Genomic DNA, 16,880 nt, shown 5'->3' on the forward strand with positions numbered 1-16,880 from the left:
TTACCAGAAAGTTATTTTTTTAATCTGTTATTTTTTTATCTGAAGCTGAAAACCATAAGATTTTATGGAGTATTATGTCTGACATAGATATTTTAACTGTCTTAAGTGTGTTAAGGCAGAATTTTTATTTTAATAAAAAAAGCAGTTATATCGGAGGTACATTTGTTAATAATACAGTTTATTTCGATTTTAAATACATATTAAATAAAAATATAGTATTTTTGGGCAAACTGTAATAAAATGTTAAATTATAGAGTAAAAAACTATCTTTTCCTATTGGTATTGTTTTTTTCTTGTACAGCTGTGCTGGCACAAAAGACCCAGAGAAAACCTCAGAAGGAAAAATCAACTTCTGAAAGTATGAAGGCAGGCGCCTTTATTGATGTCAATGTAGCGCCTTATGCCGCCTCTAATTATACTCCGGAACAGCTTGTAAAGAATATCCTAATTAACGGAGGAACCAATTGTACTACAGCAAATGTGACTAATGTTACGGTTTCTCCGAATCAGCAGGTGACGGATAACAACCGGTTTTGGGGGTACTTTAATAAAGGGACAACCAGCTTTCCTTTTAATGACGGGATTGTATTAACTACGGGATATGCAAGACAGGCAGGAAATGCTTTGGAAACCGGTACGCTGAGCGGTCAAATTGGATTAAACCAGAGTGATCCAGATCTTGTTGCTGCTACCAATCCATCCAAGCCTCTTCATGATGCCGTAGCGCTTGAATTTGATTTCGTTCCGAACTCAACTCAGGTTAAATTCAATTATATTTTTGCTTCAGAGGAATATACAGCAGGTTTCCCATGTTCGGGATATTCCGATGCTTTTGCTTTATTGCTTAAACCGGCCGGAAGTACTACCTATACCAATCTTGCTGTTCTTCCGGGAGGAGCCGGACCGGTAAGTGTAACGAATATTGTACCTGCGGGACCGGGATTTTCATGCGGGCCAATCAATGCCCAGTATTTTGCAGGATTAAATTCTGGCAATATAGAGACCAACTATAATGGAAGGACGATCCCTTTGACGGCTATTGCAGATGTTACGCCCGGAATTACCTATCATTTCAAACTGGTTCTGGCAGATGCGGGAGATCAGGGTTATGATTCTGCGGTTTTTCTTCAGGGAGGATCTTTTGACCTTGGTATTAAGATTGTGGATGCCAACGGAGCAATTCTACCGAATACCGTTAATATGTGTGACAATACCCCGCAGAACCTAACGGCTCAGGTAGCTACTGTTCCGGGTATGACCTTCCAGTGGTACAAAGACGGAGCTCCTATCACCGGAGCTACAAGTGTAACTTATATGGCCAACCAGCCTGGAGTATATGAGGTGAAAGTTTCAGTACCAGGAAATCAGTGCCCGAGTTCAGCATCCATTACTATTGTAGGAGGCACGACACCAGCCGCACAGGATGCAACACTAAAGATCTGTACAACACCGAATAACCTCAACTTCAACCTGAATGATGCCATCCCTTCAATCACAACGACCCAGGGAGCAGTAGTACGATTCTATGTAAACCAGGCAGATGCGGTAGCCCAGAATAACAACTACCTTTCCACTGCTAACGTAGCAAGTTACAATGGTACAGATGGTCAAGTCCTTTACGTAGTAGTCTCCAACGGGGGATTCTGTAGCAAAAGAGTAACACTTACATTAAGAAAAGAGGCAACTCCTATTGCACAGCTCGTTTCAACAAAATTAAAAATATGTGCAGGGGAATCTGTGACTCTAACAGCTGCAGGAGGATCTACCTACCAGTGGAGTAACAGCACAACCTTTACAGGAAATACCCAGACGTTGAGTCCTACCCAGACTACGACATATACTGTATACGCCATCGGTGTACAGGGATGTAAATCTTTACAGCCCGCATCGGTAACTGTGGAAGTAGTGCCGGCTATTGCCTCAAATCTTTCAGGCGGGCTGATCTGTGCCGGAGACCAGATTACCCTGGATGCAGGATCAGGACCTAACTATACCTATTCATGGAACACGGGTTCTACATCCCAGACAATTACAGTAGGTACTCCAGGGACCTACACCGTAACCATTGATAATGGCGTTTGTACTAAAGCGGTTACAACACAGGTACAGCTTGCTGTTCCTCCAACCATTATCAAAGTGGATTATACTGAGAATGGAAACATGATGATCACAACAGCCAATCCAAGCAATGGGCCTCTGGAATATTCTATTGACAACGGATTGACTTGGCAGGATTCCAACAGGTTCACGAATGTTCCTAGGAATAAAGTAATATCCATCAGGGTACGTGTAAAGAAAACCAGTTGTATAGGCTTCCTGGAATATTTCACCTTTGTCATGCAGAATGTAATTACACCGAATGGTGACAATATCAACGATATCATTGACTTCAGAGGAATCATTCAATACAATAATTTCAAGGCAAGCATATTTGACCGTTACGGAAAAGAAGTCTTTAAGGCTGAGAAAATAAGACCTTACTGGGATGGCTATTTCCAGGGGAAACGTCTTCCGACTTCTTCCTACTGGTACCAGGTAGCATTTGAAGATCCTGCCAGCAAACAGCTGCGGGTGCATACCGGATGGATCCTGCTGAAAAATGTAGATTAAAATAATCAAAAAGATCAACCACACGGTTGATCTTTTTGATTTTATGAAAGTATCAGATGACTAGCTGTATTATCATGCTGATGATCATACAAATTGTCTGAAATTCAATTTCAATCAAAAAAAATAGTATTTTTGTTTAAAACAATATAAAAATGTTAAATAGAAGAACAGGAAGTCTACTTTTAGCTTTATTTTTAGTTCTTATCGGTCATTTTGCCTTTGGGCAGGTGAGACAGAACAGAACGATTCAGCCTACCGCTTCCGCTATGAAAGCCGGAGCTTTTATAGACGTTAATACGCCTAATTATCCGGAATCTTCATTCAATATCAGCCAGCTGGTAAAAGACGTTCTTATTACAGGCGGTTCTACCTGTTCTACAGCCAATGTAAGTAACGTTAATGTATCTCCAAACCTGACAGCAGATAACCCAACCAGAAGCTGGGGATTTTTCAATAAAGGGACCACAAATTTCCCTTTTGACAAAGGGATCGTGCTGATTACCGGCCAGGCCCGGAAAGCAGGAAATACATTCCAGGCCGGAAATCTCGGGGATGCATTGTCTACTGCAGGAGATCCCGATCTCGCAGCCGCCCTTAATGTAGCTAACACCAGCTTAAAGGATGCTACCTATATCGAGTTTGATTTCGTTCCTACTTCCACTGAAGTTTCTTTCCGGTATATTTTCGCCTCCGAGGAATATGACAGCAATTTCCCGTGTACCATTTCGGATGGTTTTGCGCTTTTATTAAGACCGGTTTCAGGAGGCCCCTATACCAACCTTGCTGTTTTACCTAATGGTGCCGGACCTGTAAGTGTAACGAATATCGTTCCTGCCACTTATTCCTGCGGCCCAAAGAATGCACAGTACTTCGGCGGACAGAATACCGCCAATATAGAAACCAATTTCAGCGGACGTACCATTCCTCTTACAGCAAAAGCAACCGTTACTCCCGGTGTTGCCTATCATTTTAAAATGGTGTTGGCAGACTATCAGGACTCCAATTATGATTCCGGGGTTTTCCTGGAGGCAGGTTCTTTTAATATCGGTGTTCAGCTGTTGGATGCTGCGGGTGTCCAACTGCCTTCGTCCATCAATGTATGCGATAACACTCCACAGACATTCACTGCTTCCACTCAGGTGCCGAATGCTACCTACCAATGGTTTCTCGGAACGAATCCGATACCGGGTGCAACCAATCCGAGCTATATGGCAACACAACCTGGGCAATATACGGTTCAGGTATTTATTCCGGGAAACTCCTGTCCCGGAACAGCAAGTATTACCATTGTTGGCGGAACTTCGCCAACGGTTCAGAATGCTACTTTAACCTCCTGCTATGTGCAGGGGAATGCCACGTTCAATCTGACGACGGCACAATCATCAATCAGTACCACGCCGGGTGCAACGTTCACTTATTACATCAATCAGGCGGATGCCAATGCCGGGAACGGTAATACCATTGCCAATCCTACAGCATTTCAGAGTGCGGGACAGACTGTATATGTCCTGGTTAAAAACGGTTTCTGTTCAAAAGTGGCAGAACTGACTCTGGTCAAGGCTCCACAGATTACCGCTACCATTGCTGCCCCTGGCGTGCTCACGTGCACCAATCAGCAGGTCACTTTAAATGCTTCTGCTTCCGTATATCCTACAGGATCAGTATTTAACTGGACTACTGCGGGAGGAAATATTGTTTCGGGAGGAAACACACTGAATCCGGTGGTAAATGTGGCTGGAACCTATACCTTAACGATTTCAAATACTTATCAGCCGGGCAATATTACTTGTACCGGCACGGCAAGTGTTACGGTTACAGGAGACAGCGCGCCTCCTGTAACTACTGTTACCGCATCAAAAACAACGATCTGTGCCGGAGAAACGGTAACATTAACCGCTTCAGGAGGAACGACGTATACCTGGGCAGGTTTATCCGGAAACGGGAATACCCAGACCGTAACACCTACCACCACCACCACCTATACGGTGACGGCAGTGGGAGCCAACGGATGTGCATCTCAGAATCCTGCAACGGTGACCATCGAGGTTTCACAGCCTATCACTGTTCAGAACGCTGTGCTTCTTCAGTGCTACCAGCCAGGGCCAGTCAATTATGATCTTACTTCTGCTCAGCCGCAGATTACAACGGCAACAGGCGTTACTTTTGCGTACTATATCAATCAGGCAGACGCGAATGCCGGAAACGGAAACACGATTACCAACCCTACTGTATTTTCCAGTGCAGGGAACCAGACGGTATATGTACTTGTTAAAAATGGAGGCTGTAGCTATGTAGTGAGCTTACAGCTATTGAAAACTGCGGCGACAACGCTTACAATAGCTCCTCCTCAGTCTATTACATGTACCAATACACAGGTGACGCTTAACGCATCCTCCTCTGTGATTCCTGCAGGCTCTACGATAGCATGGACTACTACCGGAGGAAATATCGTTTCGGGAGCCAATACGCTGACCCCAGTGGTAAATGCAGGAGGAACTTATACTTTAACGGTTTCCAATGTATCGCAGCCAGGTAACCTGAACTGTACCTACACGGCAAGTGTCACGGTAACTGAAAACAAAACGCTGCCGGTTGCCGCTCTTACTTCTTCGGCTGTACAGATTTGTGCAGGTGAATCGGTTACCTTAACAGCATCGGGAGGTGTTTCCTACAATTGGACAACCCTTTCGGGCAACGGCAGTACGCAGGTGGTTTCACCTTCAACGACAACCGTGTACAGCGTATATGCAGTAGGTGCTAATGGATGTATTTCTGCGAATCCTGCTACAGTGACGGTTATTGTCGGTCCACCTACAGCAACGGTCTCAGCTTCGCCGACAAAAATCTGTGCGGGTACATCCGTTACTTTAACGGCTTCTGGCGGGGTTACCTACAACTGGGTAGGACTTTCCGGAAACGGGAATACTCAGGTTGTTACCCCTACCGCTACCACCACTTATTCCGTATATGCTTTAGGAGGAAACGGTTGCAGCTCCATTAATCCTGCTACCATTACTATTGAGGTAGTTCCGGCTATAACCTCAACCCTGCAGAATGTATATGTATGCGCCGGAGATACGGGCGTGCTGGATGCCGGATCCGGTCCCGGTTATACCTATTTGTGGAGTACAGGAGCTACCACTCAGACTATTTCTACCAATGTACCGGGAACTTATACAGTGACCATCAGCAACGGAACCTGTTCAAAAACTTTTTCTGCACAGCTCCTCAATCCTACGTTGCCTCAGTTTACGAATGTTACCTATGAGAATCATACCATGACCTTATCCGCAACAAATCCAACCGGCGGTGTTCTGGAATACTCTGTTGACGGAGGGGTAACTTGGCAGTCTTCCAATGTATTTTATAATCTGCTGAATAATACCAATTATACCATCGTGGTAAGGGCAAAAGATGCCAATTGCAGCACTGTACTGGAATATTTTACGTTTGTAATTTCCAATGCGATTACGCCTAACGATGACGGAAAAAATGATTTCGTGGATTTTGCCGGAATAAGCAAGTATAATAATTTTGCTGCTTCTGTTTTTAATAGATACGGACAGGAAATATTTAAAGCAACAAAAACAGAAACTATCTGGACCGGAACAGTACGCGGTATCAGCCAGCCTACAGGAACATACTGGTATCGGGTACAGTGGGAAAACCCTGCCAGCAAAAAGCTTGAACTTCGTACAGGCTGGATTTTATTGAAGAATAGAAACTAATCCCGATAAATTTTTAAAATCTCCTCAATTGAGGAGGTTTTTTATTTTTATGGATAAAAATGTTAAATGTGCATAGGATGTTTGTAAAAAAAATTAAATTTGTTGAAACAAAAATATTATGAAGAGACATCTACTGTTATTTTTCCTTTTTATAATTCCATTAAACTTTTTTTATTCGCAAAATGTCTTTCCGCGGAAGCCTCAAAAAGAGCAGAAGTCCGCACTTACCATGAAAGCAGGTGCTTTTATTGATATAAATGCTCCTTCCTATAACGAAAGCAATTATACCATTACACAACTGGTTAAAGATGTCCTGATTTCTTCGGGAACCAACTCCTGTGTAACCCCAAACGTTTCCAATGTTCAGGTAAGTCCTAACCTTCCTGCCAGTAATGCTAACCGTTCATGGGGCTATTTTAACAAAGCTACTACAGCATTTCCTTTTAAAGATGGAATCATCCTTTCTACCGGATATGCCAATAGAGGGGGGAATTCCTTTATCAGCAGTACATTGAGTGATAATATAGGAACGGGGAGTGACCCGGACCTTGTGGCCGCCACCAATCCTACACAAACGCTTAATAATGCCGTAATCCTGGAATTCGACTTTGTCCCTACATCATCACAGGTAAAGTTCAACTACCTTTTTGCTTCTGAAGAATATACGGGATCCTTTCCATGCAGCTTTTCAGATGCTTTTGCACTTTTGTTAAAGCCTGTCGGCAGTACAGCTCCTTATGTAAATATGGCAGTACTTCCGAGTGGAGCAGGACCGGTAAGTGTAACCAACATCCATCCTGCTATTGCAGGATCCTGTGGTGCTGTAAACGAAACCTATTTCGGAGGGTATAACACATCAAACATAGAAACCAACTTCAACGGACGTACCATTCCGCTTACGGCTACCGCTACGGTAGTTCCCGGACAGGCTTACCACTTTAAAATGGTTTTGGCCGATGCAGGAGATACGGCTTACGATTCTGCAGTTTTCCTTGAAGGAGGATCATTCAATATCGGGGTAGAACTCTTGGACCCTTCAGGTGCAACTTTACCAGAAGAAATCAATGTATGTGATAATGTTCCTCAGGTAATCACGGCTTCCGTGAACGACCCTAACCTTGCTTATCAGTGGTACTTTAACGGTAATCCGGTGGCAGGTGCAACTACCAGTACCATAACCGCAGTACAGCCAGGTGTTTACACCATTGAGGTAAGCGTTCCCGGAAATCCTTGCCCGGGTAAAGCCACGATAAAAATCAATGGGGGAACAACTCCTGTGGCCAATGATGCTACGCTGCTGCTCTGTACTACGCCAGATATCACCACTTTTGATCTCAGCACGATTTTACCAACAATAAGTACTACACCGGGTGCCGTATTCCGCATCTATGTGAATCAGGCAGATGCCATCGCGCAGAACAATAACTACATTACGAATATCCTTAATTATAATGGAACGGATGGCCAAATCCTGTATGTAGTAGTTTCCAATGGAGGCTTCTGCAGCAAGACAGTACAGTTGAAACTTCTGAAAGAAACCACACCAACAGCTAGTTTGGTAGCAACGAAACTTAAAATCTGCCCGGGAGAGACGGTGGGCTTAACGGCAACCGGAGGAACCACCTACGAATGGAGCAACTTCCAGGGTACCGGAAATACCCAGAGCGTTACGCTATATAATACCACTACGTTTACCGTATATGCTATCGGTGCGAAAGGATGCCGTTCTCTAAATCCTGCAACCGTTACCATAGAGGTAATTCCGGAAATGACTTCGCCGCTTATGGATGTGGAAATGTGTATGGGAGACCGTGTTGTTCTGGATGCCGGGGCAGGACCTAATTATACTTACCTCTGGAGTACCGGGGCAACGACCCAGACGATCAATGTAGATCAGTTGGGAATATATACGGTAGCCGTTAACAACGGATACTGTACAAGAACCTTTACTTCACATGTAATGGCCGCTGCATCACCATTTATTTCCGGCTTGGATTATGGTAATAATACCCTTACGATTACCGCTGTAGGTCCGATGATCAACAATATGCCGACTACATTGGAATATTCAGCCGACGGAGGTATCTCATGGCAGGCATCCAATGTGTTTACCAACTTACAGAACAATACCAATTACAATATCCAGGTAAGAACAGTAGGAACCCATTGTGTAGGAGCTCTGGACTTCTTTACGCTTCAGATCAGCAATATCATTACTCCAAATCAGGATGGAATCAATGATGTACTTGATCTTAGTGCTCTGGGTAACTTCAAAAATTTTACAGGGTCAGTATACGATCGCTATGGCTCTGAGATCTTCAGGTTCTCTAAACAGAATCCTGTATGGAACGGTACTGTAGGAGGTAAGAGACTGCCGACAGCCACATACTGGTATAAATTCAACTACGAGTATCCAAAATCCAAAGCCCAGATGAACTGGTCAGGATGGATCATGCTTAAAAACAGGGAATAATATACTTTGATAATGCAAATAAAAAAGCCAGGACAATTTATTGTACCTGGCTTTTTTTATCTCATCATTTACCAATCGGATCTCTACAGATGCTCTTTCCAGAGCTTTGTGAATGTGATGAAATCCTCAACGCTCAGTTCTTCGGCTCTCTGATTCATAAACGGATGGGATTTGAGTGCTTCAGGAATATTGATGGGCTTCAGGGCATTAGAGAGTTTTTTTCTTCGCTGGTTAAAACCTGTCTTTACAATCTGTTTGAAGAGGACCTCATTTCCGGCAAGGCCTTCCTTGGGATTTCTGGTTAAACGGATGACTCCGGATTTTACCTTTGGCGGAGGATTGAACACGTTCTCATGAACCGTAAACATGTATTTTACGTCATAATATGCCTGGATAAGAACCGTTAGGATTCCATAGTCTTTCGTTCTCGGGACAGCAGCGGTCCTTTCCGCTACTTCTTTCTGGAACATGCCTACCATCTCCGGGATCAGGGCATAATGATCCACAATCTGGAACAGGATCTGCGAAGAAATATTGTACGGAAAATTGCCTATGATGGCAATTTGCTCACCTTTATTGAAGCTGAAATCCTGCTTCAGGAAATCCCCTACAAAAGTATTTTCAGTTACCTGGTCAAAATTGTTTTTTAGGTATTCAATAGATTCGGTATCTATTTCCGCAAGGTACACCTGCTGGTCTTTCTCAAGCAGGTATTTGGTGAGGACCCCCATTCCCGGTCCGACTTCCATAACGGTATGATAACCTTCAAAGCTCAGGCCTTCTACAAATTTTTCTTGCGATATTTTCATCCGTCAGGAAATGCTGTCCGAGATGTTTTTTTGCTTTTACACTCAATATTTTTTATGATTTTGTTAACAATGATTTTCCTAATACGGCCCCAAATTTCGGAAGTTTTTTTCTATTTTAGCCAAAAATTTTAATATTAATGGCTAAATCTGTAGATGAGTTTAATAAGAAAAGGCTTCGGTCCAGCAATATTACAGTAGTGATAAGTATTGCCTTAGTGTTATTTTTACTTGGATTGATGGGGCTTATTCTGATTAATGCCCAGAAATATTCCGATTATATAAAAGAACAGCTGGTAGTTAATGCTTATTTTGACGAAAATTTCGATGCTAAGGATTCTGTTAAGATCGCGAAACTGGAAGAGGAGACTTTTAAAAAAATCCAGACGCTGGCACCGGTTAAAAAAGCCACTTATATCTCACGTGAAATGGCTGCCAAAGAGGCCAAAGCCAGTATGGGGATAGACAGCGACGCCCTTTTTGAGGAGAATATTTTTCCATCTTCTGTAGAAATTGCCCTTAAACCTGAATATGTAGATCCAGCCAAGATTGATGAAGCCATTAAAGTCATTAAATCAGTTCCAGGAATTGTAGACGTAAAGAATGACAGTACATTGATGGTGGACGTATACAATAACCTCAGCAGGATCCTGAAATGGATTTTCGGTTTCTCCATGCTGTTCCTGATCCTGGCCGTAGTGCTCATCAACAACTCCATCCGTTTGAAAATATTCTCCAAAAGATTTATCATCAAAACCATGCAGCTGGTGGGGGCCAAAAGGAGATTCATCCTTAAGCCGTTCATCATTGAGGCTGTTATTTTAGGTGCTATAGGTTCCGTTATTGGTCTGATGGCACTTTGCGGTGTATGGTATTATTTTACAAGCCAGATCGGTTCTGCTTTTGTGCAGGATAATAACCAGTATTTCTGGCTGGCATTACTGGTATTAGGTATAGGGATTTTTATTACAGTCCTGAGTACCGTTATAGCGACATGGAGATTCCTGAGAACAAGTGTTGACGATTTATACTACTCTTAATAATGAGCAAAAAAACAAATAAGTTTTCTGCCGCCTCTTATGGCAAAGAAACTGAAAGCCCACAGGAAAGCCCGTTCTACTTCGGACCCCAAAACTTTAAATGGATGCTGATAGGCCTGGCCTTTATTGTCGTTGGTTTCCTTCTGATGATGGGTGCTGATGCCAATACAGTGGACGGGAAATACGATCCGAATTCATGGAATGACGGAATTTTTTCTATCCGCAGAATCAGGATTGCGCCACTCTTCGTCGTGATAGGTTTTGTAATAGAAGGCTATGCCATTCTGAAAAGAAAATAGAAATAAACTTTTTATTTGGAGATTGAGAAATTGAGAAATTCAGAATGCAAGATCTGAATTTCTTAGCTTCTTAATCTTTTAATTTTTTACATAATTATGGATTTAATTAAAGCGATAATCATTGCGATTATTGAGGGACTTACAGAATATCTTCCTATTTCATCTACAGCCCATATGGGATTTACGGCCAGCCTGATGGGGCTTCCCGAAGATGAGTTTTTAAAAATGTTTCAGGTATCCATACAATTCGGGGCTATTTTGTCTGTTGTGGTCGCCTATTGGAAAAAATTCTTTGATTTCAGTAACCTTCAGTTTTATTTTAAACTGGGCTTTGCTGTGATTCCGGCTTTGGTGCTGGGTTATCTATTTGATGATAAAATAGAGGCTGTTCTGGGCAATCAGATTGCCATTTCATCAGTATTGGTGTTAGGTGGGGTTGTCCTGCTCTTTGCCGACCGATGGTTTAAGAACCCGAAAATTACAAATGAAAAAGACATCAGCATTAAAACTGCGGTTACCATAGGGTTCTGGCAATGCCTTGCTATGATGCCCGGTACAAGCAGAAGTGCCGCTTCCATTATCGGGGGTATGACTCAAGGTCTGACCAGAAAAGCTGCCGCTGAATTTTCTTTCTTCCTGGCTGTTCCTACCATGCTGGCAGTAACGGTGTATTCCGTTTTTGTGAAAACGTGGGGAAAAGAAACAGCTACCCCACAAAAAGGGTATGAAATGATCATGGCCTCACAGGACCATATGATCATCTTCATTGTGGGTAATATTGTGGCATTTATCGTAGCATTGATTGCTATCAAAGCATTTATTGGCGTACTGAATAAATATGGCTTCAAGCCTTGGGGATGGTACCGTATCTTCGTAGGGGTTGCCCTGCTGATCTATTTCTACTGGTTTAAATAACCTTGTTGGTATAAATCTTTGTAGTTTTATTGATTTCCGCTGATCTCAATACCTACTATGATAGCTGAAATATTGTACGGTATTATACATTGGTGATATTTAAATTTCAATTAAAATGAAACTGCATATTTTCGGAGCGTCCGGAAGCGGAGTGACTACATTAGGATATGCCTTGTCAGCAGAGACGGGACTGGCATATTTTGACAGTGATGATTATTTCTGGATCAAGACAAAAATACCTTTTACTGAAAAACGGAACCCGGATGAGAGAAACCGTTTAATCATGAAAGATCTTGAAGCCGCCGGAAAATGGATATTGGGTGGCTCTACCTTTACCTGGGGCAACAATCTTTTCCCCGATTTTGATTTGGTGGTTTTCCTGTATGTACCAGCCGAGGTAAGGATGGAAAGACTGAAGAAAAGAGAATGGGAGAGGTATGGTGATATCATTTTTAAGGATGCAGAAAGATCCAGGCTGCATAAAGAGTTTATCACCTGGGCAGAAGGTTACGATTTTAAAACGGAGCTAACTAACAGAACCCTTAAGGCACATCAGGCATGGCTAGAACAACTGAAGTGTCCTGTTTTAAAAATCATAGGTACCCAGCCGGTAGAGGAAAAAGTACAGCTGGTATTAGAAAAAATATCAGAACTGTAGTATCGTACTTTTGAAAGATACCTGCATATAGAACATTAAATTTAATCTGAGAGACCATAGACTTTAAAATGACAGCTGAAGATTTACAGTCAGGACATATATTTTTATTGGACAAGCCATTGGACTGGACATCTTTCCAGGCGGTCAATAAACTGAAATACAAACTTAAAAGGGAATTCAACCTTCCGAAGAAATTTAAGATCGGCCATGCCGGTACGCTGGATCCCAGAGCCACGGGACTGCTGATCGTTTGCTGCGGTAAATTCACAAAAAATATCCCTGAGATACAGGACGCACCGAAAGAATACTGGACCGAGATCAAAATAGGCGTTCAGACGGAATCGTATGATACCGAAAAACCTGAGATCCTTCACCAGGATATTTCCCATATTACGGAAGAGCAGATCAGGAATGTGCTGGAACAATTTATAGGAGAGATCCAGCAGAAGCCGCCTGTCTTTTCAGCAATCAAGATTGACGGGAAAAGAGCCTATAATCTGGCCAGGGCAGGTGAAGAGGTTGAAATGAAATCACGGGCAACCACCATTTTCTACATCAATGCAATTGAAATTGAACTTCCGTTTGTCCGTTTTACGGTAGGATGCTCTAAAGGAACTTATATCAGAAGCCTTGCGCACGACATCGGGCAGAAGCTTGAAGTAGGAGCTTATCTCACCCAGCTGAGGAGGACCAAAATAGGGGAATACTCTGTTGAACAGGCAAGCAGCCGCTTTTTGGAGAATGATTTTAGATTTAACGACACCGAATTAATAAACGATGCAGGAAAAAACACGGATCAATAAGTATTTATCAGAAATAGGCTACTGCTCAAGGCGTGCAGCAGATAAGCTTCTGGAGGAAGGACGGATCAAGGTAAACGGAAAAGTGCCTGAGCTGGGAACAAAAATTTCAGATGAAGACCTTGTGGAAGTAGACGGAAAGCCTGTACGAGAGTCTCAGGAGAAACCGGTGTATATTGCGTTCAACAAACCGGTAGGAATTGTCTGCACTACAGATACCAAACGGGAAAAGAATAATATCATAGACTATATCAGCCATCCTCAAAGGATTTTTCCGATCGGAAGGCTCGATAAACCGAGTGAGGGCCTGATCCTTCTTACCAGTGACGGGGATATTGTCAACAAAATTTTAAGGGCGAGAAACAATCACGAAAAGGAATATATTGTACGGGTAGATAAGCCTATTACACCAAGGTTCCTAGATAAAATGCGTAATGGTGTTCCTATTCTGGATACCGTTACCCGGAAATGTGAGGTAGAGAAAATTGACGAAATGAACTTCCGGATCGTATTGACTCAGGGGCTCAACCGTCAGATCCGCAGAATGTGTGAATACCTTGGCTACGAAGTAAAGAAACTGAAACGCATCCGCATTATGAATATCTTGTTAGATCTTCCGGTAGGCAAATGGAGGGACCTGACCGAACAGGAATTTTCTGCTCTGAATGCCCTCCTTGAGGACTCAAGCAAGACCGCAGACTGATTTTAACAAAGCGATTCTTTAATTATATTGATCATTATTATTTAAGGTACCACTTCATCCTTTCTTCATACTCTGGCTTGAGTTTAAGGAATTTCCAGATCTTCTTTTCATTAGGTTCACTGATCCGGTAGAAAATGATCTTGTCTGCAGAATATTTAAAATAGGGATGGTTCTTTAGCCATTCTTCCGGGGCTTCAGCAAGCGTGTATCTCGGAACCTCGGATGTATTGAGCGGAGCTGTGTCAATTAGTTTCTGCACCAGATCCCGGTCAATATTATACGTCTGCATAATCTGCTGTTTATTCATGAAGCCGCCAAGTTTTTTCCTGAATCCGATGAAAGATCCGGCACTCCTTTCGTCCAGTCCAAACTCCATCAATTGCCTGAATGTAATCGTATTCAGGTCTGTTTTTGAAAAATCCGTTTTTTCCTGCTGAGGGATCTTAGAAGCCATTTTATCCTTTGAATCAACTGCTACAGTACTAAGCCTGATGTATGGCTTTAGTTCTTCAAATTTTTCCGGTGATATCACAAAACACTGCTTAAGGTCTTCAATATTTTTGAACTGGCCTTTTAAGATTTTATCCCGGTAACTAACAATGGTTTGTGCCTGTTTTTCAGAAAATCCCAGACGTTTCCAGTCGTCTGCTGAAGCTGCATTCGGATCAAATGTAAAATACCGGCTTGCCGCTTTCTGATTAATGAAAGTCTTGGCTAATGCAGGTGCTTTTTCGGGTAGTATGATGTAGGGTGCAAGCTTTTTGTAATTTTCATCACTGATGATAAAACATTCCCTGAACTTTTCTTTGCTGATGAAACTGCCTCCGAGGTAGTGTTTGTATTTCACGATGGCTGCGGCCTGTTTTTCAGAGAATCCCATGGCTTGCCAATCCTGGTGGGAAAGACGATCGGGATTGAAGGCTCCCGAGACTGAAAGGGTTCTTTTCTCAGCTTTTCTGTAGCTGTTGTAGGTTTCTGATCCTGTTTCAGGAAGGAGGATATATTTTTCCAGCTGTGAAAACTGGTCTTCGGAAATGGCAAAACACTTTTTCAGCTGTTGCCGGGAGGTAAAACTGCCACCTACGACTTTTTTATAGTTGAGGATAACAGCTGCCTGTGATGCGGAAAATCCAAGCTGTTGCCACTGTTTAACATCCAGGTCATTGGGATCGAATTCCGAAAGTTTCACCGGAATCGTATTCTTCGAAATAAAGGTAACACCGGAAAAATCTGTTTTTTCCCTCCCGGTATATTCCTGGAAGATTAGTAAGGCCATCAGGATGATCCCCAATACGCCCAGTTTTTGGTAATCATTTTTTTTCATCCTGATAAACTTAGAATTTTATCATCAGAATATCAAGAAAACAATCTTAAAATTTTGATATACAGGATGTTTGGGTAGCATATGCGTGATTTTTATTGACGGATTACATCAAAAAAACAGCAAAAGCAAATATTTTAAAGGTGCTATTCAGTATCCTTTTCTACCAATGACTCTTTCAGTTTCAGAAGCTCTGCCTTGACGAATTCAAGCCTGTCGATCAGGGTAATGGTTTCGGAAATCCTGCTGTTGGTCGTCAGTGCTATTTTGGCTCCGTCCAGTGTATAACCTTTTTCCTTCACCAGATGATAGATGATCTGCAGGTTTTTAATGTCTTCCGGAGTAAAGTAACGGTTGCCTTTTTTGTTCTTCTTAGGTTTAATAATCGGAAATTCCTGCTCCCAATAGCGTATGAGGGAAGTGTTTACATCAAATGCCTTAGCCACTTCACCTATGGAATAATACAGTTTATCAGGGAGATTTATCTTCATTTTCGCAATCGTAATTTTCAAAGATAAATATTTTTTGATTTTCATAAAGAATATATGTCTGAAAAGTTAACCTCTTCAGGTGTTTGAGAGAAAAGTCCGTAATACTATTGAGAAAAGTTGCTTTTGTTTTTGCTATTTTTGAATATAAAAAAAGTGGATTCCATTTCGGTACTTAACATCAATCTATTTCAGGACGGGAAGAATACTTCCGACTTTTATTTCAGTACCCTGAAGAGTCATTTGATCGTAGGCCACAGACATCTGGAAAAGCCCCACCGCCACGATTTTTATGCAACCATATTGTTTACCGGCGGAACGGGTATCCACGAAATCGATTTCCAGAAATATGATGTTTCCAGGGGCAGCCTCTTTTTTATGTCACCCGGACAGATCCATAGCTGGGAACTTTCCTCCGATATAGAAGGGTATATTTTCTTTTGTTCACAGGATTTTTATGAAATGCATTATGTAAGCCAGAAACTGAGGAATTTCCCTTTCTTCGGTTCCGTACATTTCCCGCGGAAACTTCAGCTGGATGATGATCATCTTAAACACTACCTCAGTAAAATTGTCGAGCTGGAAGAGGAGTACAGCGCTCAGAACCTTATGAAAACAGGCCTCATATTATCCATATTATCAAACATTTTTATCCTTTCGTCCAGGCTTTTTTCGAAAGATCTGGATCATCGGTCTTTATCTGCCGGTATTTCTTATTATAAACATTACCAGGATTTTGAAGACCTTGTTGAAGAGCATTTTGTCCATGAGAAGTCAGTGGCCTTTTATGCTGCAAAACTGCATGTCTCGGCAAAACACCTGAACAGAATCATCAGGACTGTAGTGCAGAAAACAGCCACCGAGGTCATTACAGAGAGGGTGGTTCTTGAAGCCAAAAGAATGCTGATCCATCTTGATGAAAGCCTGGGAGAAATTTCTTTCCGGCTGGGATATGATGAATATTCTTACTTCGTGAGGGTTTTCCGGAAATCTTCCGGGATGACGCCTACGCAGTTTATCCGGAAATATAAATCTTAGG

The 16,880-nt window shown here is 42.3% G+C and carries 12 protein-coding genes and 1 pseudogene; 10 read left to right on the forward strand and 3 right to left on the reverse strand.

Features of this window, described 5'->3' with window-relative positions:
• Nucleotides 1-240 precede the first annotated feature (240 nt).
• The 3 genes from QE404_RS03165 (at nt 241) to QE404_RS03175 (ending at nt 8,811) form a co-directional block, all read left to right on the forward strand.
• Nucleotides 241-2,610, forward strand: a complete 2,370-nt coding sequence (locus QE404_RS03165; RefSeq protein ID WP_307446367.1) for a choice-of-anchor L domain-containing protein — start codon at nt 241-243, stop codon at nt 2,608-2,610.
• Between the two features lie 152 nt (nt 2,611-2,762).
• Nucleotides 2,763-6,338 (forward strand): choice-of-anchor L domain-containing protein, encoded by a 3,576-nt coding sequence (locus QE404_RS03170; RefSeq protein WP_307446370.1) that lies wholly within the window; start codon nt 2,763-2,765, stop codon nt 6,336-6,338.
• Between the two features lie 118 nt (nt 6,339-6,456).
• On the forward strand, nt 6,457-8,811 hold the full coding sequence (locus QE404_RS03175) for a choice-of-anchor L domain-containing protein (protein WP_307446373.1): 2,355 nt from the start codon (nt 6,457-6,459) through the stop codon (nt 8,809-8,811).
• An 83-nt stretch (nt 8,812-8,894) separates the two neighbouring features.
• Here the strand turns inward: QE404_RS03175 and rsmA are convergent.
• A pseudogene (gene rsmA, locus QE404_RS03180) lies at nt 8,895-9,666 on the reverse strand (16S rRNA (adenine(1518)-N(6)/adenine(1519)-N(6))-dimethyltransferase RsmA).
• A 91-nt stretch (nt 9,667-9,757) separates the two neighbouring features.
• Here rsmA and QE404_RS03185 point away from each other — a divergent pair.
• The 6 genes from QE404_RS03185 to rluF all read left to right on the forward strand — a co-directional run bounded on the left by QE404_RS03185 (nt 9,758) and on the right by rluF (nt 14,032).
• The gene (locus tag QE404_RS03185; RefSeq protein WP_307446378.1) at nt 9,758-10,657 is read left to right on the forward strand and encodes a cell division protein FtsX; all 900 of its coding nucleotides are present in this window, start codon (nt 9,758-9,760) and stop codon (nt 10,655-10,657) included.
• Nucleotides 10,658-10,659: 2 nt separating this feature from the next.
• Entirely contained in the window at nt 10,660-10,956 is a 297-nt protein-coding gene (locus tag QE404_RS03190; protein ID WP_307446380.1) for a DUF3098 domain-containing protein, read from the forward strand.
• 96 nt (nt 10,957-11,052) lie between these two features.
• Complete coding sequence (locus QE404_RS03195) at nt 11,053-11,871, forward strand: undecaprenyl-diphosphate phosphatase (RefSeq protein WP_307446383.1); 819 nt, start codon at nt 11,053-11,055, stop codon at nt 11,869-11,871.
• 115 nt (nt 11,872-11,986) lie between these two features.
• Nucleotides 11,987-12,529 carry an adenylate kinase gene (locus QE404_RS03200; RefSeq protein WP_307446386.1) on the forward strand — a complete coding sequence of 181 codons (543 nt, stop codon included), beginning with the start codon at nt 11,987-11,989 and terminating at the stop codon, nt 12,527-12,529.
• 68 nt (nt 12,530-12,597) lie between these two features.
• Entirely contained in the window at nt 12,598-13,332 is a 735-nt protein-coding gene (truB, locus tag QE404_RS03205) for a tRNA pseudouridine(55) synthase TruB (RefSeq protein ID WP_307446389.1), read from the forward strand.
• Nucleotides 13,307-14,032: a 23S rRNA pseudouridine(2604) synthase RluF gene (gene rluF, locus QE404_RS03210; RefSeq protein WP_307446393.1), complete on the forward strand. Its 726-nt coding sequence runs from the start codon at nt 13,307-13,309 to the stop codon at nt 14,030-14,032. The genes truB and rluF overlap by 26 nt, the downstream gene beginning before the upstream one ends.
• Nucleotides 14,033-14,069: 37 nt before the next feature.
• Here rluF and QE404_RS03215 read toward each other — a convergent pair whose 3' ends face one another.
• Both QE404_RS03215 and QE404_RS03220 read right to left on the reverse strand, forming a co-directional pair.
• A complete protein-coding gene (locus tag QE404_RS03215; RefSeq protein WP_307446396.1) occupies nt 14,070-15,356 on the reverse strand; it encodes a helix-hairpin-helix domain-containing protein in 1,287 nt (428 codons plus the stop codon).
• A gap of 143 nt (nt 15,357-15,499) precedes the next feature.
• Nucleotides 15,500-15,844: a MerR family transcriptional regulator gene (locus QE404_RS03220; RefSeq protein WP_100077171.1), complete on the reverse strand. Its 345-nt coding sequence runs from the start codon at nt 15,842-15,844 to the stop codon at nt 15,500-15,502.
• A 153-nt stretch (nt 15,845-15,997) separates the two neighbouring features.
• Here QE404_RS03220 and QE404_RS03225 point away from each other — a divergent pair, with 153 nt between their 5' ends.
• Nucleotides 15,998-16,879, forward strand: coding sequence for an AraC family transcriptional regulator (locus QE404_RS03225; protein ID WP_307446399.1), 882 nt, complete (start codon nt 15,998-16,000; stop codon nt 16,877-16,879).
• Nucleotide 16,880 lies beyond the last annotated feature (1 nt).

This window comes from Chryseobacterium camelliae, from assembly GCF_030818575.1.
Classification (GTDB): domain Bacteria; phylum Bacteroidota; class Bacteroidia; order Flavobacteriales; family Weeksellaceae; genus Chryseobacterium; species Chryseobacterium camelliae_A.

What these genes read in the sequence shown, in the direction of transcription:
- QE404_RS03195 (WP_307446383.1), top strand. Translation starts at nt 11,053, where the DNA reads ATGGATTTAATTAAAGCGATAATCATTGCGATTATTGAGGGACTTACA.
- QE404_RS03185 (WP_307446378.1), top strand. Translation starts at nt 9,758, where the DNA reads ATGGCTAAATCTGTAGATGAGTTTAATAAGAAAAGGCTTCGGTCCAGC.
- QE404_RS03190 (WP_307446380.1), top strand. Translation starts at nt 10,660, where the DNA reads ATGAGCAAAAAAACAAATAAGTTTTCTGCCGCCTCTTATGGCAAAGAA.
- QE404_RS03170 (WP_307446370.1), top strand. Translation starts at nt 2,763, where the DNA reads ATGTTAAATAGAAGAACAGGAAGTCTACTTTTAGCTTTATTTTTAGTT.
- QE404_RS03220 (WP_100077171.1), bottom strand. Translation starts at nt 15,844, where the DNA reads ATGAAGATAAATCTCCCTGATAAACTGTATTATTCCATAGGTGAAGTG.
- QE404_RS03165 (WP_307446367.1), top strand. Translation starts at nt 241, where the DNA reads ATGTTAAATTATAGAGTAAAAAACTATCTTTTCCTATTGGTATTGTTT.
- QE404_RS03200 (WP_307446386.1), top strand. Translation starts at nt 11,987, where the DNA reads ATGAAACTGCATATTTTCGGAGCGTCCGGAAGCGGAGTGACTACATTA.
- truB (WP_307446389.1), top strand. Translation starts at nt 12,598, where the DNA reads ATGACAGCTGAAGATTTACAGTCAGGACATATATTTTTATTGGACAAG.
- rluF (WP_307446393.1), top strand. Translation starts at nt 13,307, where the DNA reads ATGCAGGAAAAAACACGGATCAATAAGTATTTATCAGAAATAGGCTAC.
- QE404_RS03215 (WP_307446396.1), bottom strand. Translation starts at nt 15,356, where the DNA reads ATGAAAAAAAATGATTACCAAAAACTGGGCGTATTGGGGATCATCCTG.
- QE404_RS03175 (WP_307446373.1), top strand. Translation starts at nt 6,457, where the DNA reads ATGAAGAGACATCTACTGTTATTTTTCCTTTTTATAATTCCATTAAAC.